At 70.3% G+C, this 18,501-nt stretch carries 19 protein-coding genes; 12 read left to right on the top strand and 7 right to left on the bottom strand.

Features of this window, described 5'->3' with window-relative positions:
* Positions 1-44: 44 nt before the first annotated feature.
* Positions 45-1,430: a glycine--tRNA ligase gene (locus CLV49_RS08355; protein WP_106563131.1), complete on the bottom strand. Its 1,386-nt coding sequence runs from the start codon at positions 1,428-1,430 to the stop codon at positions 45-47.
* 181 nt (positions 1,431-1,611) lie between these two features.
* Between CLV49_RS08355 and CLV49_RS08350 the strand changes: the two genes are divergently transcribed.
* On the top strand, positions 1,612-2,031 hold the full coding sequence (locus CLV49_RS08350; protein WP_106563130.1) for an NUDIX hydrolase: 420 nt from the start codon (positions 1,612-1,614) through the stop codon (positions 2,029-2,031).
* A gap of 97 nt (positions 2,032-2,128) precedes the next feature.
* Here the strand turns inward: CLV49_RS08350 and CLV49_RS08345 are convergent, their stop codons facing one another.
* Genes CLV49_RS08345 through CLV49_RS08335 form a run of 3 tightly spaced genes read right to left on the bottom strand, consistent with a single transcriptional unit; the run spans position 2,129 to position 4,949 of the window.
* Positions 2,129-2,797 carry a response regulator gene (locus tag CLV49_RS08345; RefSeq protein WP_106563129.1) on the bottom strand — a complete coding sequence of 223 codons (669 nt, stop codon included), beginning with the start codon at positions 2,795-2,797 and terminating at the stop codon, positions 2,129-2,131.
* Positions 2,794-4,020 (bottom strand): sensor histidine kinase, encoded by a 1,227-nt coding sequence (locus CLV49_RS08340; protein WP_106563128.1) that lies wholly within the window; start codon positions 4,018-4,020, stop codon positions 2,794-2,796. The genes CLV49_RS08345 and CLV49_RS08340 overlap by 4 nt, the downstream gene beginning before the upstream one ends.
* A complete protein-coding gene (locus CLV49_RS08335; RefSeq protein WP_106563127.1) occupies positions 4,017-4,949 on the bottom strand; it encodes a CPBP family intramembrane glutamic endopeptidase in 933 nt (310 codons plus the stop codon). The genes CLV49_RS08340 and CLV49_RS08335 overlap by 4 nt, the downstream gene beginning before the upstream one ends.
* 247 nt (positions 4,950-5,196) lie before the next feature.
* Between CLV49_RS08335 and CLV49_RS08330 the strand changes: the two genes are divergently transcribed.
* The 5 genes from CLV49_RS08330 to CLV49_RS08310 all read left to right on the top strand — a co-directional run bounded on the left by CLV49_RS08330 (position 5,197) and on the right by CLV49_RS08310 (position 9,569).
* Positions 5,197-6,027, top strand: coding sequence for an esterase/lipase family protein (locus tag CLV49_RS08330; protein ID WP_127054376.1), 831 nt, complete (start codon positions 5,197-5,199; stop codon positions 6,025-6,027).
* Positions 6,028-6,109: 82 nt separating this feature from the next.
* On the top strand, positions 6,110-6,991 hold the full coding sequence (locus CLV49_RS08325) for an ABC transporter ATP-binding protein (protein ID WP_106564972.1): 882 nt from the start codon (positions 6,110-6,112) through the stop codon (positions 6,989-6,991).
* The gene (locus CLV49_RS08320; RefSeq protein WP_106563125.1) at positions 6,988-7,800 is read left to right on the top strand and encodes an ABC transporter permease; all 813 of its coding nucleotides are present in this window, start codon (positions 6,988-6,990) and stop codon (positions 7,798-7,800) included. The genes CLV49_RS08325 and CLV49_RS08320 overlap by 4 nt, the downstream gene beginning before the upstream one ends.
* Complete coding sequence (locus CLV49_RS08315; RefSeq protein WP_106563124.1) at positions 7,801-8,952, top strand: sensor histidine kinase; 1,152 nt, start codon at positions 7,801-7,803, stop codon at positions 8,950-8,952.
* Positions 8,949-9,569 (top strand): response regulator, encoded by a 621-nt coding sequence (locus CLV49_RS08310; protein ID WP_106563123.1) that lies wholly within the window; start codon positions 8,949-8,951, stop codon positions 9,567-9,569. The genes CLV49_RS08315 and CLV49_RS08310 overlap by 4 nt, the downstream gene beginning before the upstream one ends.
* 19 nt (positions 9,570-9,588) lie before the next feature.
* Here CLV49_RS08310 and CLV49_RS08305 read toward each other — a convergent pair whose 3' ends face one another.
* Positions 9,589-10,092: a MarR family winged helix-turn-helix transcriptional regulator gene (locus CLV49_RS08305; RefSeq protein ID WP_158261932.1), complete on the bottom strand. Its 504-nt coding sequence runs from the start codon at positions 10,090-10,092 to the stop codon at positions 9,589-9,591.
* Between the two features lie 415 nt (positions 10,093-10,507).
* Here CLV49_RS08305 and CLV49_RS08300 point away from each other — a divergent pair, with 415 nt between their 5' ends.
* Complete coding sequence (locus CLV49_RS08300) at positions 10,508-10,930, top strand: DUF7882 family protein (RefSeq protein WP_127054378.1); 423 nt, start codon at positions 10,508-10,510, stop codon at positions 10,928-10,930.
* A 91-nt stretch (positions 10,931-11,021) separates the two neighbouring features.
* Here the strand turns inward: CLV49_RS08300 and mgrA are convergent, their stop codons facing one another.
* Positions 11,022-12,038: an L-glyceraldehyde 3-phosphate reductase gene (mgrA, locus tag CLV49_RS08295; RefSeq protein WP_279432407.1), complete on the bottom strand. Its 1,017-nt coding sequence runs from the start codon at positions 12,036-12,038 to the stop codon at positions 11,022-11,024.
* 151 nt (positions 12,039-12,189) lie between these two features.
* On the opposite strand from mgrA, the gene CLV49_RS08290 reads away from it, so the two are divergent.
* The 5 genes from CLV49_RS08290 (at position 12,190) to CLV49_RS08270 (ending at position 17,569) form a co-directional block, all read left to right on the top strand.
* A complete protein-coding gene (locus CLV49_RS08290) occupies positions 12,190-12,696 on the top strand; it encodes a DUF3515 domain-containing protein (RefSeq protein WP_106564970.1) in 507 nt (168 codons plus the stop codon).
* Between the two features lie 42 nt (positions 12,697-12,738).
* Positions 12,739-13,623 (top strand): alanyl-tRNA editing protein, encoded by an 885-nt coding sequence (locus tag CLV49_RS08285; protein WP_106563120.1) that lies wholly within the window; start codon positions 12,739-12,741, stop codon positions 13,621-13,623.
* Between the two features lie 147 nt (positions 13,624-13,770).
* The gene (locus tag CLV49_RS08280; RefSeq protein WP_127054380.1) at positions 13,771-14,919 is read left to right on the top strand and encodes a hypothetical protein; all 1,149 of its coding nucleotides are present in this window, start codon (positions 13,771-13,773) and stop codon (positions 14,917-14,919) included.
* Positions 14,920-15,002: 83 nt separating this feature from the next.
* Positions 15,003-16,877, top strand: a complete 1,875-nt coding sequence (locus CLV49_RS18315; RefSeq protein WP_106563118.1) for a hypothetical protein — start codon at positions 15,003-15,005, stop codon at positions 16,875-16,877.
* 173 nt (positions 16,878-17,050) lie between these two features.
* Positions 17,051-17,569, top strand: coding sequence for an AAA family ATPase (locus CLV49_RS08270; protein ID WP_106563117.1), 519 nt, complete (start codon positions 17,051-17,053; stop codon positions 17,567-17,569).
* A 1-nt stretch (position 17,570) separates the two neighbouring features.
* On the opposite strand, the gene CLV49_RS08265 is transcribed toward CLV49_RS08270, so the two are convergent.
* Positions 17,571-18,500, bottom strand: coding sequence for an NAD-dependent epimerase/dehydratase family protein (locus tag CLV49_RS08265; RefSeq protein ID WP_106563116.1), 930 nt, complete (start codon positions 18,498-18,500; stop codon positions 17,571-17,573).
* Between the last annotated feature and the right edge of the window lies 1 nt (position 18,501).

Raw genomic sequence — 18,501 nt, 5'->3', positions numbered from 1 at the left:
CCGGCAGCATCGCCGCCGGGCCCGATCGTCGCGTGGTCGCTGCGTCAGGCGCCGCGGAGGCGCTGCGCGAGGTAGCCGAAGAGGGTGTCGATCGGCACACGCTCCTGCTGCATCGTGTCGCGGTCGCGCACGGTGACGGCGTTGTCCTCGAGGGAGTCGAAGTCGACCGTGACGCAGAAGGGCGTGCCGATCTCGTCCTGGCGGCGGTAGCGGCGGCCGATCGCGCCGGAATCGTCGAAGTCCACGTTCCACTGGTCGCGCAGCTCGGCCGCGACCTGGCGCGCGAGGGGCGAGAGCGCCTCGTTGCGGCTGAGCGGAAGCACGGCCACCTTCACGGGGGCGAGGCGCGGGTCGAGCTTCAGGACGGTGCGCTTGTCGGTGCCGCCCTTGGCGTTCGGCACCTCCTCCTCCACGTAGGCGTCGACGAGGAACGCCATGAGTGAGCGCGTGAGGCCCGCCGCCGGCTCGATGACGTAGGGCACCCAGCGCTCGTTCTTCGTCTGGTCGAAGTAGGAGAGGTCCTTGCCCGAGTGCTTCGCGTGCGTCGTGAGGTCGAAGTCGGTGCGGTTCGCGACGCCCTCGAGCTCACCCCACTCGCTGCCCGTGAAGCCGAACTTGTACTCGATGTCGACGGTGCGCTTCGAGTAGTGGGACAGCTTCTCCTGCGGGTGCTCGAAGAGGCGCAGGTTCTCGGGGTCGATGCCGAGGTCGGTGTACCAGTTCATCCGGTAGTCGATCCAGTGCTGGTGCCATTCCTCGTCCGTGCCGGGCTCGACGAAGAACTCGAGCTCCATCTGCTCGAACTCACGCGTGCGGAAGATGAAGTTTCCGGGCGTGATCTCGTTGCGGAACGACTTGCCGATCTGGCCGACGCCGAACGGCGGCTTCACGCGCGCCGACTGGAGCACGTTCGCGAAGTTCACGAAGATGCCCTGCGCCGTCTCGGGCCGGAGGTAGTGGAGGCCGGACTCGTCCTCCACGGGGCCGAGGTGGGTCTTCAGCATCATGTTGAAGTCGCGCGGGGGCGTCCACTCGCCGCGGGTTCCGCAGTTGGGGCAGGCGATGTCGAGCATGCCGTTCTCCGGGGCTCGACCCTTCTTCTCCTCGAAGGCCTCGATGAGGTGGTCCTCGCGGAAGCGCTTGTGGCAGTGGAGGCACTCGACGAGCGGGTCGGTGAAGACGCCGACGTGGCCGGAGGCGACCCACACCTGGCGGGGCAGGATGACGGAGGAGTCGAGACCCACGACGTCGTCGCGACGCGTGACCATGTACTTCCACCACTGCTTCTTGATGTTCTCCTTCAGCTCCACGCCGAGGGGCCCGTAGTCCCACGCGGAGCGCGAACCGCCGTAGATCTCTCCCGCCTGGAAGACGAACCCGCGGTGGCGGGCGAGGGCGATGACCGAATCGAGGCGGCTGGCTGAGGCCACGGGAGAACTCCTGATGTGTGTGGTCGTGCCGCGGCCGGATCGCCGGGCAGTCTTACCGTCCAGTTTAGGCGTAGTGCGGTTGCGGAATTCGTGGAGCGGTTGTCGAAACCGTGCCCGGCTCGCGCGAGGGGCGTCACGGGAATGCGCGACTCTCTCGAAGCGCGGTCGATAGCCTGGGCGGATGCCCGAACCCGAGCCGGCCCTCCCCGACATCCTCGTGGCGGCCCTCGCCCTCGTGCGGGACCGGCGGGTGCTCATGGTGACGGCGCGGGCGCGCGACGTGCTCTACATGCCGGGAGGGAAGATCGATGACGGCGAGTCCGCCGCCGACGCCGCGGTCCGCGAGAGCCTCGAAGAGGTCGCCGTACGGCTGCGCCCGGAGAGCGTGCGCGAGCTCTTCACGGTGGTGACGCAGGCGCACGGCGAGCCGGACGGGCGGCTCGTGCGCATGGCCGTCTTCGCCGGCGACACGGACGACGACCCTCGCCCGTCGTCCGAGATCGACGCCATCCACTGGGTCGACTCACGCGCGCACGACCGCTGCCCGCCGGCCGGCCGCGAGGTCCTCACCCGCCTCGTCGCCCTCGACTTCATCGACTAACGAAAGGGCTACTCCCGAGCGAGGGCGCTACCTGCACCTATAGCCCTCGACACCGATCTGCCGCCCTCGACCGCGACGACGACGGCCCACCGCCCGGTCAGCCGTCGGGCAGCACGACCTTGTTCTGGTACGCCCACACAACGGCCTGGAGTCGCGAGCGCACACCGAGCTTCGGCAGGATCCGGACGAGGTGCGACTTCACGGTCGTGACCTCGACCGTGAGCGCGGCGGCGATCTCGTCGTTCGACATGCCCTGCGCGAGCAGCCGGAGGATCTCCTGCTCTCGCGGCGTAAGCAGGCTCGCCGCCTCGCTCGTGGTCGAGACGGCCTGGAGCGTGCGGCGCCGGGTGAACTCCCGCAGCACCCGCCGCGTCACGGCCAGATCGAGCGTGCCGTTGCCTCCGGCGACGTGACGCACGGCCCGCACGATCTCCTCCGGCTCGGCGTCCTTGAGGAGGAAGCCGGAGGCGCCGGCCTCGAGGGCGTTGAAGACGTAGTCGTCGATGTCGAACGTGGTGAGGATGAGCACGGGGACCGGGCGATCGGCGGTGAGCGCCGTGAGCTCGCGGGTCACCTCGATCCCCGTGCGGCCGGGCATCCGGATGTCGAGACACGCCACGTCGGGGCGCAGCGAGAGGGCGAGCTCGAGGGCCTCGTCGCCGTCCGCCGCCGCGCCGACGACCTCGATGTCGGGCTCGGCGGCGAGGAGCGCGGAGAGGCCGGCCCGGGCGAGCGGCTGGTCGTCTGCGACGAGGACGCGGATCATTCTGACTCCCTTCGAGCCGACGTCGGGGGTTCCGAGGGGAGAGCGAGTCGGACCGTCCACCCACCGTCCGGATCGGGGCCGGCATCGAGGTGACCGCCGACCAGGCCGGCCCGCTCCCGCATGCCCAGGAGACCGAAGCCGTCGCGCGACGGCGAGGGTGACGGTACGCCCGCCGACGGGCCGTTGCGGACCGTCGCGACGAAAACGTCGGTCGCCGTACCGTCGAGGTCGATCACGCACGCCGTGTCCGGCGCGTGCCGTGCCGCGTTGGCGAGCGCCTCCTGCACCATCCGGTAGACGACGAGCTGTCCGAGAGGGCCGACCTCGCCGCCCCCTGAGCGGACGCGCACCTCGACGTCGCGTCCCGTCGCCCGGGCGGCCGCGACGAGCGCCGGAACGGTCTCGAGGGTCTCGATCGCCTCGGGGTCGTCCCCGTCGCGGCGCAGGAGCCCGACGAGCCGTCGGAGGTCGTCGAGCAGCGCCCGGCTCTGCTCTCTCACCTGGCGGACGGAGCGCGTGGCGGCATCGGGGTCGGTGGGGATCTGACGCTCGATGGCCGCCGACATGAGCGCGATGCTCGAGACGTGGTGGGCGGCGATGTCGTGGAGCTCCCTCGCCATCGCGGTGCGCTCGTGCGCCACAGCGGCCTGCACGAGTGCGTCGCGTTCCCGCTGCACGGCCTCGGATTCGCCGTGGCGAGCGCGCCGCGCGTCGCGTCGCGCCGTCACCGCAAGGACCCCGGCCGCCGGCAGGCCCACGATCACGAGGGCCTGCAGGACGGCCGCGCCGATCACCGCCGGCACGGCGAGGTCGCTCGAACCGAGGACGTCGGCCGCCTGCCCGACCGCGACGAGCACCCCGGCCACGGGCAGGAGCACCCACAACCGCCGGGGAGGCACGAGCAGGGTTGCACGCAGCACCGCGACGAGGACGGCCGCGTGGGCGAGGTTTGCGACCCCCGTCGGGCTGACCACGCCGACGAGCATCGCGGCCACCGAGGTGAGGAGGAGCACCACCTGCGGAGCACTGCGCACGACGCACAGGGCCACGGCCTGCACCACGAGCACGATGGCCGTCACCCGTACCGACGCCGGGTCGATGAGCGATGCCTCCTGCGGACCGAGGATCTGGGGTGCCGCGAGGAGTGCGATCACCGTGGTGGCCCCGACGCCGAGCGCCACGGCGAGATCCGTGACGCTCGGCCTGCGCAGCGTCGGGGTCATACGGTCATCTTCTCGGATTCCGTGGACGACCGCTCGGACGCGGGAACCACGCGCGGAAGCCCGAGGCGACCGCGAGTGAGCACGATGGTGACCGTCGCGGCCACGGCCGCTCCGGCGAGGAGCACGTGCTGGAGCATGTCGGCCGGGACTGTCGGGAACATCTCGAGCCAGAAGATCGACACCGTGTTGTTGAGGCTCACGTGGAACAGCATCACGATCGGGAGGCTCTGTCCCGTGCGGTTGAACAGCCACATGATGACCACGTTGAAGAGGGCGCTGAAGGCGATGAACTCGACGACGTGCAGCACCGTCACGTTCGGCCACGATCCCCACTCCGTGAAGAAGAGCGGCACGTGCCACAGCCCCCACAGGGGTCCGAGAACGGCGGCGGCGCCGAGCGGGCCGAACCGGTCCTGCAGGAGGGGGAGGGCGAAGTCGCGCCAACCCGGCTCCTCCGCGAGGCCCGTGGTGAGCATCTGCAGCAGGAGGGCAGGCACGTAGAGACTCACGGCGAACATGCTCGGCGCGTGCACCTGACCTCCCGACGCGAGGGCGCCCAGCAGGAGAACAGCGGCGGGTACGGCGAAGAGGGCCACGAGGTACCAGCGCGGCGCGACGCGCCAGCGCAGCAGCCGACCGACCCAGACCCGCAGTCCCGCTCGACCTCCCGTGACGGCCGTGACGACGAAGGCCGCGCCGAGCGGGCCGAGGTAGGCGCCGAACAGCATGCCGGTGAGCTGCGACGTTCCGAGCACCTCGGGGAAGGAGAAGTCGAGCACCCCGAGTCCGTTGTCCGACAGGATCCAGGGCGTCCACGCCACCCAGCTGAGGCCGAGTGCCAGGACGAAGAACGACACGAGGGGCCGTCGCCGGATGAGAGCGGCGATCCCGCCCTCCCGGCCGGTTCCGGTGTGGTCTGAGGCAGTCATGCGCAGGTCCTTCCGAGGTCGAGATCCCCGCGGTCCGGGGTCGTCCTCGACTGTAGGAACGGGCGGGTCCACGCCTCGACGTCCGAACGAGGGCACTTCGAACCCTCCTCCGAAAGTCGCAACCCGAAAGGGCTACTCCCGAGCGAGGGCGCCACCTCCACCTGCCGCCCTCGATATCGATCTGCAGCCCTCGCGGAGGACTGTCCACCCCGAGCCCCGTCGGAAACGCGCGGCCTAGACTCGGGCCATGGGGAGCAGGGGACCGAGACGCACGATGAGCACGAGCGGCAACCGTCTCGTCCGATACCTCGCCCTCCTCGGATGGTTCGCCGTCGACTACGCGATCGCCGGGGTCATCCACGTGCGCGCGCTCTTCTCCCGCTCCGCCCCCACCCGCTACCGACGCGGCGACGCCGACAAGCCCACGATCGTCCTCATCCCCGGCGTCTACGAGACATGGCTCTTCATGAAGCCCGTCGCCGACCTGCTCAACGCGCGCGGCTACCCCGTCGCCGTCGTGAGCGGGCTCGGCTACAACCGCCGCCCCGTCGTCGACACCTCCACACGGCTCGCCGCGGCCCTCGCCCGACGCACCGTGCGCGACCCCGGACGCATCGTCGTGGCGCACAGCAAGGGCGGGCTCGTGGGCAAGCACCTCATGCTCACCGCCGGGGCCGAACTCGACGTGCGCGGAATGGTCGCCGTCTGCACGCCGTTCGCCGGCTCACGCTGGGCGCGCTGGCTGCTCGACCCGAGCCTGCGCGCGTTCCTCCCCACGAATTCGACCATCGTCGAGCTCTCGAAGCAGGCCGAGGTGAACTCCCGCATCGTCTCCATCTACCCACCCGTGGACCAGCACGTGCCCGACGGGAGCCAGCTGGCCGGAGCCACGAACGTGGAGATCCCGGTGCCCGGCCACTTCCGCGTCCTGAGCCACCCGCTGGGGCTCGAGGCGATCCTCGCCGGTGTGGAGCAGTTGCAGGCCCCCGATTCGAGCGATGCCCCCGACGTGCCCTCCCCCGACGGGCCCGCGCCGGATGCGAGCGAGATCGACATCTCGGACGAACCGGCCAGCTGAGACCGCATCCACCGATCGGTGGATGGAGAAGACCACCGGTGCACGGCTGCCGCTCGGCGCCCGTCCGGAGGAGAGTGTGAGCATGACATCTCCCGAACACGCGGTCAGCGTCCGCGACCTGCGGAAGTCCTACGGTTCCGTCGATGCGTTGCACGGCGTGAGCTTCGACATCGCGCACGGTGAGACCTTCGCCCTGCTCGGCCCGAACGGCGCGGGCAAGAGCACGACGATCGAGATCCTCGAGGGCTACCGCGACCGCTCGGGCGGCACGGCCGAGGTCCTCGGCGTGGACCCCGGCACGGGCGGCACCGCCTGGAAGGCGCGCCTCGGCATCGTCCTGCAGTCCACGGGCGAGAGCGGCAGCGCGACGGTGCGCGAGCAGCTCACGCACTTCGCCGGCTTCTACCCGAACCCGCGGAACGTCGACGAGGTCATCGACGCCGTCGGTCTCCGCGAGAAGGAGAAGACGCTCATCCGGAAGCTGTCCGGCGGCCAGCGCCGCCGCGTCGACGTGGCACTCGGCATCATCGGCAACCCGGAGCTGCTCTTCCTCGACGAACCGACCACGGGCTTCGACCCCGAGGCGCGCCGCCAGTTCTGGCAGCTCATCCTGGGCCTCAAGGAGGAGGGGACGACGATCCTCCTCACCACGCACTACCTCGACGAGGCCGCACGCTTGAGCGACCGCGCGGGCGTGATCGCCGGCGGCGCGCTCGTCGAGGTGGGTGCGATCGACGAGATCGGCGGGATCGAGGCCCGCACGCCGATCGTGCGCTGGCGCGAGGACGACCGCCTCCACGAACGGAGGACGACGGAACCCGGCCGGCTCGTCGCGGAGATCGTCGCACGGAACGACGGCGCCGAGGTGCCCGATCTCGAGATCGTCCGGCCGAGCCTCGAGGACGTGTACCTCGACCTCGTCGACCGCGCCTCGACCGCCACCACCGAGGAGGTGGCCCGATGATCGCGACGACGCTCCGCCTCGGCATGAGCCGAATCGGGAACGAGGTGCGCTCCTACTTCCGGCAGGGCGACTCGGTCTTCTTCACCTTCCTCTTCCCGCTCCTCATGCTCACGATCTTCTCCACCGCGTTCAGCACGCAGAGCTTCGGCGTCGACGACGACGGGAACAGCGTGAGCGCCGCCGCCTTCTACCTCCCGGCCATGCTCGCGGCCGGTCTGCTCCTGAGCGGCGTTCAGAACCTCGCGATCGACATCGCGACGGAACGCAGCGACGGTACCCTGAAGCGCCTCGCCGGCACACCCCTCCCCGTCGTGAGCTACTTCATCGGCAAGATCGGGCAGGTGCTCGTGACCGGGGCGGCGCAGGCGCTCCTGCTCATCGTCGTCGCTCGTTTCGTGTTCGGGGTCGACCTGCCGACGACGGTGGAGGCGTGGTCCACCTTCGCGTGGGTCTTCATCCTCGGCGTCACGACGTCGGCGATCCTCGGGATCGCGCTCAGCCGCATCCCGCGGACGGGGAAGAGCGCCACGGCCGTGATCATCCCGATCACGCTCGTGCTGCAGTTCATCTCGGGCGTCTACCTCTCGTTCAACGACCTGCCCGACTGGCTGCAGTTCGTCGCCAGCCAGTTCCCCCTCAAGTGGCTGGCACAGGGCATGCGCGCCGTCTTCCTCCCCGGGACCTTCGAGTCGCTCGAGGCCGGTGGTGATTGGAACCTGAGCGGTGTCGCGCTCGTGACGGGGATCTGGCTCGTCCTCGGACTCGTGCTCTGCCGACTCACCTTCCGCTGGATCCGCAAGGATGGCTGAATGAGGAACGTGCGCGGGTGGGATGTCGCCGTCCTCGTCGCCGTCGTCGTCCTGAGCGCGCTCCTCGTGGCGAACCGAGTGGACGGTGGCGAGCTCGCGGGCGGCCTCGGCGCGATCTCCGCACTCGTCGTGGTCTGGTTCACGGTGGGCCGTCGCGGCGACGAGAGCAGGGCTGCTCCCCTCGCGATGGCTCTGCTCATCGCGCTCGGCGGTGTCGCCACGGCGATCACCCCCTCGCTCGCCACGATGCAGGCGATCCTCTTCCCCCTGCTCTGGATGCTCGCGCGCTCCGTCCGCGAGGCCGTCCTGGTCAACGTCCTCCTCGCCGTGAGCGTCGGCGTCGGCTACGTCCTCGGGCTGGGCTGGTCGGCCGGTCTGCTCCTCGAGATCGTCGTGATCGAGACGATCTCGCTCAGCGGGAGCTTCGCGATCGGCTTCTGGGTCAGCCGCATCGAACGGGAGAACAGCGACAAGGAGCGGCTGCTCGCCGAGCTGCGCGAGACCCAGGACCGCCTCGCCGCCGCGAGCCGAGAAGCCGGCATGCTCGGCGAGCGCGAGCGGCTGGCGCGCGAGCTGCACGACACGATCGCGCAGGACCTCACCGGACTCGTCCTCCTCACCCAGCGTGTCAGGAGAGAGGTGACGGCCGCCGAACCCACGGTGGGCGAGACGATCGACCTGCTGGAGGACAGTGCGCGGGCGACCCTCGCCGAGACGCGTGGGCTCGTGGCGGCGAGCGCACTCGTCGCCCTCGACGACGGCGGGATCACCGCAGCCCTGAGGCGGCTCGCTGCGCGCATCGAACGGGAGACCGGCATCGCCGTCGCGGTCGACGTGGCCGCTGGACTCGCCCTCGAACGGGACGAGGAGGTCGTGCTGCTCCGATGTGCGCAAGAGGGCCTCGCCAACGTGCGCCGCCACTCGGGGGCGGCGAGCGCCGCGCTCTCCCTCCGCGTCGACGGCGAGGAGGCCACGCTCGAGGTCCGGGACGACGGGCGCGGCTTCGACGCGCGCCAGGAGCGCACGGGTTTCGGCCTCGACGGTCTCACGGACCGCCTCACCCTGAGCGGTGGCACCCTCGCGATCGACACCGCCCCGGGGCGGGGCACCGTGCTGTCCGCATCGCTCCCCCGAACGCGAGCGACGCGATGATCCGGGTCCTCGTGGTCGACGACCACCCCATCGTGCGCGGCGGCATCGTCGCCCTCCTCGGCGCTGCCGACGACATCGAGGTCGTCGGCGAGGGCACGGACGGGCCGTCGGCGGTCGCGCAGGCGGCGCTGCTCCTCCCCGACCTCGTCCTCATGGACCTGCGCATGCCCGGCATCAACGGGGACGAGGCGACGGCCCGGATCCTCGCGGCGCATCCGGGGATCCGAGTCGTCATCCTCACCACGTACGAGACGGACACGAGCATCCTCACGGCGATGGAGGCGGGGGCGAGCGGCTACCTCCTTAAGGCGGCACCACAGGAGGAGATCCTGGCGGGCGTGCGGGCGGTGGCCCGCGGTGAGGTGGCACTCTCGCCGTCGATCGCTGCGACGCTCGTGCGTCGGGTCGGCCGGCCGGCGGTGGCGCTCAGCGCGCGCGAGACCGAGGTGCTCGGTCTCGTGGCCGAGGGTCTCAGTAATCCGGAGATCGCGAAACGCCTGTTCCTCGGAGAGGCGACGGTGAAGACGCACTTGCTGCACGTCTTCGAGAAGCTCGAGGTGAGCGACCGCACGCGTGCCGTGACGCGCGCGATGGAACTCGGGCTGCTCGGCGATTGACCGGCTGCGCTCGGGGCGGTCAGCGCGAGTCGGCGTCGTCCCGGACGGCGCTGATCAGGTTGGTGAGGAACCGCGCGACGACGTCCATCTCGTGCTGCGACATGTCGTCGGCGACGCGCGCGATGCTCGCCTGACCGCGACCGAGCGCCTCTCGCACGTCCTTCTCGCTCCGCACCGTCGGAACGACGACGGTGGAACGGCGGTCGGTCTCGTGCGGCTTCCGCACGACGAATCGCGCGGTCGAGAGGCGGTCGATGAGGGCTGTGGTCGACGCCGTGGAGATCCCCAGCGCGGCGGCGATCGCACCGGGCGTGAGGAGCCGTCCCTCCGCGTGGGCCTCGACGAGCAACCTCATGGCGAGCAGGTCGGTCTCACCCATGGCGGACTCGCGGCGCGCCCCGCGGCGTGAGGTGGTCTCCGCGGCTCGGTACTCGCGGAGGAGATTGAGGATGTCGCCGCTCGTCGTGGAGACACCCGGTTCGGCGACGTCGGGATCGGTCGCATAGGTCTCTTCACGCGTCATCGCGGGACGAGAGCCGTCCGGGCGCGCGCGAATAGAGGTCACCGTCGCCTGAGGTGCCGCGTACGATGCCGCAGTCTCGCCGACCTGCATATCCGTGTCCTCACGACGATCGCGAGTACGCGATCGGTCGTTCGGGAGAGTGCGGTCGGTGGACTCGGTCGACGGGTACTCCTGGACGGAGACTTCCGAATCCTGGCCTTCCATGTCGTTCCACCTCACCTTTTGCTAGTTGAACTAGCAGCATGCCTAGAACGTCTAGCGATCTTATCGCACACTTCCGCCGAAATTCACCGCTTTTCTTTTTGGGCTTCTTGTGAGTATGGTCGGATAAGTAGCTAGACGAACTACATATTCATCGGGCGAGACTCTCGCTTTCCGAGATGACCGCCCAACCTTTCCGACTATGGAGAACATCATGGCAACGCTGACATACGGCCCCGACGCAACGACCATCACCGTCGACGACCGGGCCCTCGCCCACCTCCAGTACGTGATCTTCCAGCGGTACCGCCGCCACGAGCCGTTCGTCATGACCCTCGTGACGGGCGAGGCGGGCAGCCGTCAGCGGCGCTCGACCTGGATGACCCCCGGCGCCCCCGTGTCGTTCGCCTACGACCGCGAGGACATGCCGCAGCTCGACCGCGTGTGGCTCGAAGAGCTCATGAAGCAGTCGTACAGCGGAACCGGCCTGGTCTATACGGAGCCGCTCGAAGAAGAGACCGTCCTCGACGAGGCCGCAGCCTCCGAGGTCCTCGCCGCTGCCGACGCCATCGTGGGCGCCGCTGCGTCGACGCCCCGCGTCGGCACTCGTCGCACCGCGGAGCGCACCGCCGCCTGAGCGTCGTCGCCCTCTCCAGACCCCCGAAGGGCGTCGCGTTTCCTGAGAACGCGACGCCCTTCGGCATGTCCGGGGGCGAATCGCGAACGGCTCAGCGGGCGGTGCCGTGGATCGCGAACTCGTCGATGCGGCGCAGCTGGTCCTCGGTGAGAGCAGGCGCGTCGAGCGCCGCGACGTTCTGCTCGAGCTGGCCGACGCTCGACGCCCCGATGAGGGCCGACGTCACCGTCTCGTGGCGCAGCACCCAGGCGAGCGCGAGCTGTGCGAGCGACTGGCCCCGCTCCTGCGCGATCGCGTTCAGACCGCGGGCGCGCTCCAGGTACGTCTCCGAGAGGCGTTCCTCGGAGAGGAAGTGGCTCGTGGCCGCGCGGGAATCGCTCGGCACGTTCCCGCCGAGGTACCGGTCCGTCAGGAGTCCCTGGTACAGAGGGGAGAACACGATGCTGCCGATGCCCGTCTCCGCGACGGCGTCGAGGAGACCGTCCTCGATCGTGCGGTTGAACATCGAGTACGAGGGCTGGTGGATGAGGAGAGGGACGCCGAGTCCGTCGAGGACGGCCGCAGCCTGCCGCGTCTGCTCTGGGTCGTAGTTCGAGATGCCCACGTAGAGCGCCTTGCCCTGCTGAACCGCAGTGGCGAGAGCACCCATCGTCTCGTCGAGGGGCGTGGTGGGGTCTGGACGGTGGTGGTAGAAGATGTCGACGTAGTCGAGTCCCATGCGGGTGAGGCTCTGGTCGAGCGACGAGAGCAGGTACTTGCGGGAACCGCCGTTGCCGTACGGCCCTGGCCACATGTCGTAGCCGGCCTTCGTCGAGACGATGATCTCGTCGCGGAACGGGGCGAGATCCGACGACACGAGACGACCGAAGGTCTCCTCGGCCGCTCCGTACGGCGGTCCGTAGTTGTTCGCGAGGTCGAAGTGGGTGATCCCGAGGTCGAACGCCCGCCGCACGATCGCGCGCTGCGAGTCGAGGCTGCGGCTCGATCCGAAGTTGTGCCAGAGACCCAACGACAGCGCGGGGAGGTCGAGCCCCGAGCGACCGGCCCTCCGGTAGCTCATGGTGTCGTAGCGGTGCGGGTCGGGGTGGAACGTCGACGCGATGTCCACGGTTCTCCTGTCTCGTCGGTGAGTACCGACGAGGGGCCGCCGGGATGCCTCCCCCTATCCTGTCGACTCGGCCATGACCGTGCGAGCCCGACGGACCGACGTGGGGACGGCCGGACTCCCAGGCGCGGCGGTTATTCTGAGGGCGATGTCCATGAGCCGCGCCCGAACCGCTTCCCGACTGATCGCCGTGGTCACCCTGGCGGCCGCGTCGGCGTCGCTCCTCAGCGGCTGCTCCACCGCCGTGTCGCTCGAGGCGGCCGACGACGCCAACAGCGCCGACTGCGCGTACGTCACGGTGGCGCTGCCGCAGACGGTCGCCGATCTGCCCAAGCGCGACACCGATGCTCAGGCGACGGGCGCGTGGGGCTCGCCCGCGTCGATCCTCCTTCGGTGCGGCGTGGAGGTCCCCGGCCCGACGACGCTCGAATGCACGAGCGTGAACGGCGTCGACTGGATCATCGACGACTCCGACGCGCCGAACTACCGCTTCACCACCTACGGCCGCGATCCCGCGATCGAGGTGATCGTGGACTCGGACGTCGTGCACGGCTCGACCGCTCTCGTCGACCTCGAGCCGGCGATCTCCAACGTGCCGGAAGACCCCTACACGGCATGCGTCGGCGTGGACGACGTGGAGATCCCCGACTCCACCCCGTGATGCCGGCCGTGCCCGGACCCGGACAGACCGTACGGTGAAGACATGACTCTCCCCACGATCGACACGACCGTCCTGTACCCCGACGGTTCGCTCTCCTCGTCCGGCGTCGTGCTGCACCGCGAGGACCTTCCCGACGGTCGCGCCGCGATCATCCTCGACTCGACGGCCTTCCACCCCGTCGACGCCGCCTGGCCGGATCAGCCGGCGGACCGGGGAACCATGTCGCGCTCGATCGAGCCCTATTCGCGCGTCGAGATCCTCGACGCGATCGTGGCGGCGACGGACGGCGACTCCCTCTTCATCGGTTCCGACGCCCCGGTGAAGAAGGGGACTCCCGAGTGGGCGTTCGTCGTGGCCCACCTCGTCGACGGTGCGGCGCCGTTCGCCGAGGGTGACGCCGTGACGGTGTCGGTCGACGCCGAGTACCGCCGCTCGCTCTCGGCCGGGCACACCGCATGCCACCTCGCATCGCTCGCGCTCAACCAGGCCCTCGCCGGCGCGTGGCGAAAAGATGTCGCGACGGATGCGGCGGGTTCGCCGAACTTCGACGCCCTCGCGATCGACTCCTCGACGATCGTCCCCGACGGCTCGGTCGACGTCTACCGGATCGGGAAGTCGCTCCGGAAGCGCGGGTTCGACCCGGAGTCCCTCGCCGATCCCGGCGCCGTCGCCGAGCGCGCGAACGGCTCGCTCTCGGCGTGGATCGCCACCGGTGCGCACGCGTCCGTCGAGCGTCCGAATTCGCTTCTGACCGGGCGTCGCGAGTGGGTGTGCGATCTTCCCGACGGCCGGATCTCGATCCCCTGCGGAGGCACGCACATCGGCCCCCTCGACGCCTTCGAGGTGGTCTCCGTCGAGCTCGCCGCCGAGCAGATCGACGGGGCGACGATCGTGACGATGCGGACGGAGTCCACTCCGCGACGGTGACCGACGAGGCGGCAGATGTGACTATCACTCATCTCCCGGCTTGTCAACTCGAGGGGGTTGACAAGCTCGTCGGGGCCCACGTAACTTCGCCGTTACGACAGCTCTCGAGGGGAGAGCTGCGAGGGATCGCTCGAGGGGAGCGTGATCGTGGACCGTATTTTCGAGCACGACGCTCACCGTCTGCTGCGCCTCGTCCTCATCGGTATCGCTTCGGCTGCCGGTCTTCTCGTGCTGTCCGCCATCCTCTCGACGACCGCCGCGTCCGCGTCCGGTCCCGAACGGTCCGGCCTGCTCGACGGCGTCGATGACGTGGTCAGCAGTACCGTCGACACCGTCGGATCGACCGTCTCGGGCACGACCGGCGCCACCACGTCCACGGTCGAGAAGGTCGTCGAGAAGACGGTCGACAAGGTCGTGACCCCCACGACGGCATCTGTCACCAAGACTGTCGAGAAGGTCGTCCAGACCGCGAAGCCCGTCGTTCCGAAGCCGGTTCAGCCGGTCGTCGAAGCGGTCTCCCCCGTGGTGTCCGGTGCGACCGAGGTTGTGACGGAGACCGTCGCGGACACGACGACGGGTGCCGTGGAGACGATCGACGACACGGTCGCCGGCGTCGCCGACGCGGCTCCCACGCCCGTCTCCTCGATCGTCGCCCCCGTCACCGAAACAGCCGATGACCTGGTCGGATCCCTCCCCGTCGTGGGCGCGATCACCGGCCCGTCACTCCTCACCGGCGCGACGGACGGCATCACCGGCTCCGTCGACGACCTCGTGGTCGGAGACGTGATCGGCGGTGTCCGCGACGTCGTCGGCACGGTCGGCGTCATCGGCGACGCGGTCGTCGGCGTGGTCGTCGAGACCGTCGAGCCCGTCACGCCTCTCGTGCCCTCCATGCCCGGTCTCCCGTCCATCCCCGGCGGCGTTCTCGGTTCCGCCGGCCCGCTCTCCGTGCTCGCGGCTGCCGCAGTGGGCGGGGGTCTCCTGGCGAGTGGGATCGAGCGTTCCGGCCTGCGCACAGCCGCATCCGGCGGTTCGTCCGCCGCCGGCTCCGCAGGCCAGGGATCGAGCGCCTCGACGACCGTCGTCTCGAACTCGCCGTCCCTGCCTACAGGCTTCCCCGCGTCGTCGCCCGCCGACGGTTCGACCGCAGGAACCGCCTCCGCGGCGGGCGTCGCCGCCGGCGACACCGCGGCGACCGTCTCGGCCCCGGCTGCCGCGACCGGGCACTCCACGCTTCCTTCCGACGAGGTCATCCCCTCGTCGCTCTCCAGCCGCACTCTTCCCTCCCCCGACTGATCGGGTCCGCACCGTCCCTCTCTGGACGGCACGGACCATCGCGCACCCTGCGCACCAACGATCGATCTCTTGGAGAAGGAAAAGTGAACATCACCGTGAAGCGGTGCCTCTACGGGGCACTCATGGCCGGCGGACTCTGGTTCGCCGGAACGACGGCGGCGACAGCCGCCGAGACATCGGGGGACGACGCCGTGGCGTCGGGAACCCAGGCCGTTCTGGGCGTCGAGGTGCCCGTCACGATCGGCGGCAACTCGGTCTCGCTGCTGGGCGACTCCTCGTCCGACAGCGCGTCGACCACCCCGGCGGAATCCGCTCCCGCCCCGGCTCCGGCCCCGGCCACGACGAGCGGCGACGAGGGAATCGGATCGGGCACCCAGGCGCCCGTGACGATCTCCGTCCCCGTGACGATCGGCGGCAACTCCGTCTCGGTCGCGGGCGACTCCTCGTCGAGCGACTCCACCACGGAAGCTCCGGCCCCCGCGGCTCCTGCCGCGGCGGAGGAACCCGCGACGAGCGGTGACGACGGCGTCGCCTCCGGTACCCAGGTGCCGGCGGACGTCTCCGTCCCCGTCACGGTCGGCGGCAACTCGGTCTCCCTCCTGGGCGACTCCTCGGCGAGCGACTCGAGCACCACGACGACCGGCTCCGACGACACCACGTCGACCGACACTGCGACCACCTCGGGTGACGACGGCGTCCTCGGCGGCACCCAGGCGATCCTGGGCGTCGACGTGCCGGTGACGGTCGGCGGCAACGCGGTCTCCGTGCTCGGGGACTCCTCGTCCTCCGACTCGGCGACCACGAGCGGCAGCGGCGCGGCCCCGGCCACGACCGGCGGCGGCTCCACCACTTCGGGAGACGACGGGATCCTCGGCGGAACGCAGATCGCGCCCGACGCGGCCCTCCCCGTGACGGTCGGCGGCAACGCCGTCTCCGTCATCGGAGACTCGGCCACGAGCGACTCCTCGACCACGGGCGGATCCGGCACCACCGGAACCGGTGACGACTCGGGCTCCAGCACCACCGGCGACGACAGCGTCCTCGGCGGCACCCAGGTGGACCTCGGTGCGGGCGTTCCCGTGACGGTCGGCGGCAACGCCGTCTCCGTCGTCGGCGACTCCGCCACGACCGACTCCGACACCACCACCGGAACCGGGACCACCGGAACCGGAACCGGATCCGGCAACGGCTCCACCACCTCCGGCGATGACGGAATCCTCGGCGGAACGCAGATCGCGCCCGATGCGGCCCTCCCCGTGACGGTCGGCGGCAACGCCGTCTCCGTCGTCGGAGACACCGCCACGACCGATTCCGACACCACCACCGGAACCGGAACCGGCAATGGCTCCACCACCTCCGGCGATGACGGAATCCTCGGCGGCACCCAGGTGATCCCGGGCGTCGAACTGCCTGTCACCATCGGCGGCAACGCCGTCTCCGCGGTCGGCGACTCCGAGTCCTCGGGCTCGGACGTGACCGGCGGCACCACGGGCGGCACATCCGGCTCGGACAACACCACCTCGGGTGACGACGGAATCCTCGGCGGCACCCAGATCGTGCCGGACATCGCCCTCCCGATCACGATCGGCGGCAACGCCGTGAGCGTCATCGGGGACTCCGAGACGACCGACCCCACGGTGGTCGTCCCCACGGATCCCACGGACCCGACGGACCCGGTCGACCCCGTGGACCCCACGGACCCGGTCGACCCCACGGACCCGACCGACCCCACGGACCCGACGACTCCGACGACCCCCGGTGACTCCACCGACGGGACCGACGAGACCGTCTCGCTCCTGACCCCGGCCGGGGCCACCCAGACGGCCGGCGCCGACACCGAGGCACTCGCTGTGACCGGACCCTCCGGTCTCGCGATTCTCTTCGGCCTGATGAGCCTCCTGCTCGCCGCCGGCATCGCACTCCTCGCGCGGGGACGTCGTTCGCTCGTCACCGAGTAACGATGTGAGGAATGCCACCCCGGGGTCGGTCGAACCGGCCGGCCCCGGGGTTCCTCCCTACCCGAAAGGGCTACTCCCGATCCACGGCTACAGCTGCACCTGGCGCCCTCGACATCGATGTGGCGCCCTCGCGGAAGGAGGGATGAGTATCGGCCCCGTGGAAGCATGAACACATGCGCACGGAACTCCTCCTCATCGGTGGCGCCTCAGGCGTCGGCAAGACGACCGCGGCGCTCGCGCTGCACGAGCACCTCAAGCGCGAGCACGTCATGCACGCGGTCATCGAGGGCGACTACCTCGATCTCGCCGAACCGGCACCGCACGAACACTTTTCCGCCGCCGGCCTGGCCGAGCGCAACCTCGCCGCCGTCTGGGGCAACTACCGCGAGCTCGGTTACCGACGTCTGGTCCTCACGAACACCGTCTCCGTGCTGTTCGCGGCCGACCTCGCCGCCGCGATGGGCGACGAACCGCGTGTGACGGCGGTGCTCCTCCGCGCCGACGTCTCGGCAGTCGCCGCCCGCTTGGCAGGCCGCCCTGAATCGATCGACGCCGAGGCGGACAGCGAGGCGAGCGCACGATCGGGGTCCCATCTCGATGGCGCGGCCGGCAACGACGTGCACCGTCTCGACACCGACGGCCTCTCGCCCGACCAGGTCGCCGACCGCCTGCGCGCCATCGTCGGCTGGTGACTCAGCGGGCGCGCATCACCCAGCGGACCTCGTCCGCGAGGAGGTCACGAGCGGTCCCCCTCGGGACGTAGCCGGAGGTGGCGGCCTTCGACATGTCCAGCACGATCGGGTTCGCAGCCCGCCACGGATGATGCCCGCGGCCCCCGACCGCATCGTCGACCGGCACGATCTCTCCCGCCCACCCGACGACAGCGGCGATCGCCTCGACGATCTCCAGCGCGGTCAGCGGGTCCGGATCGGCGGCGTTGAACACCCCCGAAAGTCTGCGGTCGCTCACTGTCTGCACGAGCGAAGCGACGTTCGCGGCCGCCGTGAGGTGATCGATCGAGCCGCCGTCCGCGATCTCGATGGCGCCTGCATCCGCGGTCATCTGCTGGGCGATCGTCCTCGTGCGCGCGTTCCGCGCGAACCGCCCATGAACCTTCGACGGGCGGACGACCGCGACGTCGAGGCCGCTCTCGAGTGCCGCGTGCTCGGCCGCGACCTTCCCGGGGGCGTAGCCCTCACGCGTGAACGGGTCGACGTCGTCGGCCGCCGGAGGAACCGTGGCGTTGTCCTCCGAGATCGGGATCGGGAACTCCGGAGCCTCATCACCGTTGATGTGGCGGCCGAGCGGATCGACGTACACGGCGCGACTCGAGACGACCACGGTGCGGCCGACCCCGCGCATCGCGGGAAGCAGGGCGCGCACGTCCGGCCCGGTGAACGCCACGAGGTCGACGAGCAGGTCGGTGTCGTCACCGACGAGCCGACCGATCGCCGCGGAGTCGGACCGCTCGATCCGGTGGAACCGTGCGCCGGCGGCGAGCAGCTCCTCCGGAGCGGCCTGAGGATCACGCCCGGTCAGGTCGACGGTCCACCCGGCGCTCAGCAGGCGGACGGCGGTGGCGGCGCCGATCGCTCCCGTCCCGCCGAGGATGACGACTCTCATC

This window comes from Labedella gwakjiensis (assembly GCF_003014675.1).
In the GTDB taxonomy this organism is placed as follows: Bacteria; Actinomycetota; Actinomycetes; order Actinomycetales; family Microbacteriaceae; genus Labedella; species Labedella gwakjiensis.
The sequence above is the reverse complement of the archived record's forward strand: the minus strand, read 5'-3'. Positions and strand labels throughout refer to the sequence as shown.

Bases quoted from the DNA above. Each gene is read 5' to 3' on its own strand.
- CLV49_RS08350 (WP_106563130.1), top strand. From the start codon at position 1,612: ATGCCCGAACCCGAGCCGGCCCTCCCCGACATCCTCGTGGCGGCCCTC.
- CLV49_RS08345 (WP_106563129.1), bottom strand. From the start codon at position 2,797: ATGATCCGCGTCCTCGTCGCAGACGACCAGCCGCTCGCCCGGGCCGGC.
- CLV49_RS08340 (WP_106563128.1), bottom strand. From the start codon at position 4,020: ATGACCCCGACGCTGCGCAGGCCGAGCGTCACGGATCTCGCCGTGGCG.
- CLV49_RS08335 (WP_106563127.1), bottom strand. From the start codon at position 4,949: ATGACTGCCTCAGACCACACCGGAACCGGCCGGGAGGGCGGGATCGCC.
- CLV49_RS08330 (WP_127054376.1), top strand. From the start codon at position 5,197: ATGGGGAGCAGGGGACCGAGACGCACGATGAGCACGAGCGGCAACCGT.
- CLV49_RS08325 (WP_106564972.1), top strand. From the start codon at position 6,110: ATGACATCTCCCGAACACGCGGTCAGCGTCCGCGACCTGCGGAAGTCC.
- CLV49_RS08320 (WP_106563125.1), top strand. From the start codon at position 6,988: ATGATCGCGACGACGCTCCGCCTCGGCATGAGCCGAATCGGGAACGAG.
- CLV49_RS08315 (WP_106563124.1), top strand. From the start codon at position 7,801: ATGAGGAACGTGCGCGGGTGGGATGTCGCCGTCCTCGTCGCCGTCGTC.
- CLV49_RS08310 (WP_106563123.1), top strand. From the start codon at position 8,949: ATGATCCGGGTCCTCGTGGTCGACGACCACCCCATCGTGCGCGGCGGC.
- CLV49_RS08305 (WP_158261932.1), bottom strand. From the start codon at position 10,092: ATGACGCGTGAAGAGACCTATGCGACCGATCCCGACGTCGCCGAACCG.
- CLV49_RS08300 (WP_127054378.1), top strand. From the start codon at position 10,508: ATGGCAACGCTGACATACGGCCCCGACGCAACGACCATCACCGTCGAC.
- CLV49_RS08290 (WP_106564970.1), top strand. From the start codon at position 12,190: ATGAGCCGCGCCCGAACCGCTTCCCGACTGATCGCCGTGGTCACCCTG.
- CLV49_RS08285 (WP_106563120.1), top strand. From the start codon at position 12,739: ATGACTCTCCCCACGATCGACACGACCGTCCTGTACCCCGACGGTTCG.
- CLV49_RS08270 (WP_106563117.1), top strand. From the start codon at position 17,051: ATGCGCACGGAACTCCTCCTCATCGGTGGCGCCTCAGGCGTCGGCAAG.
- CLV49_RS08265 (WP_106563116.1), bottom strand. From the start codon at position 18,500: ATGAGAGTCGTCATCCTCGGCGGGACGGGAGCGATCGGCGCCGCCACC.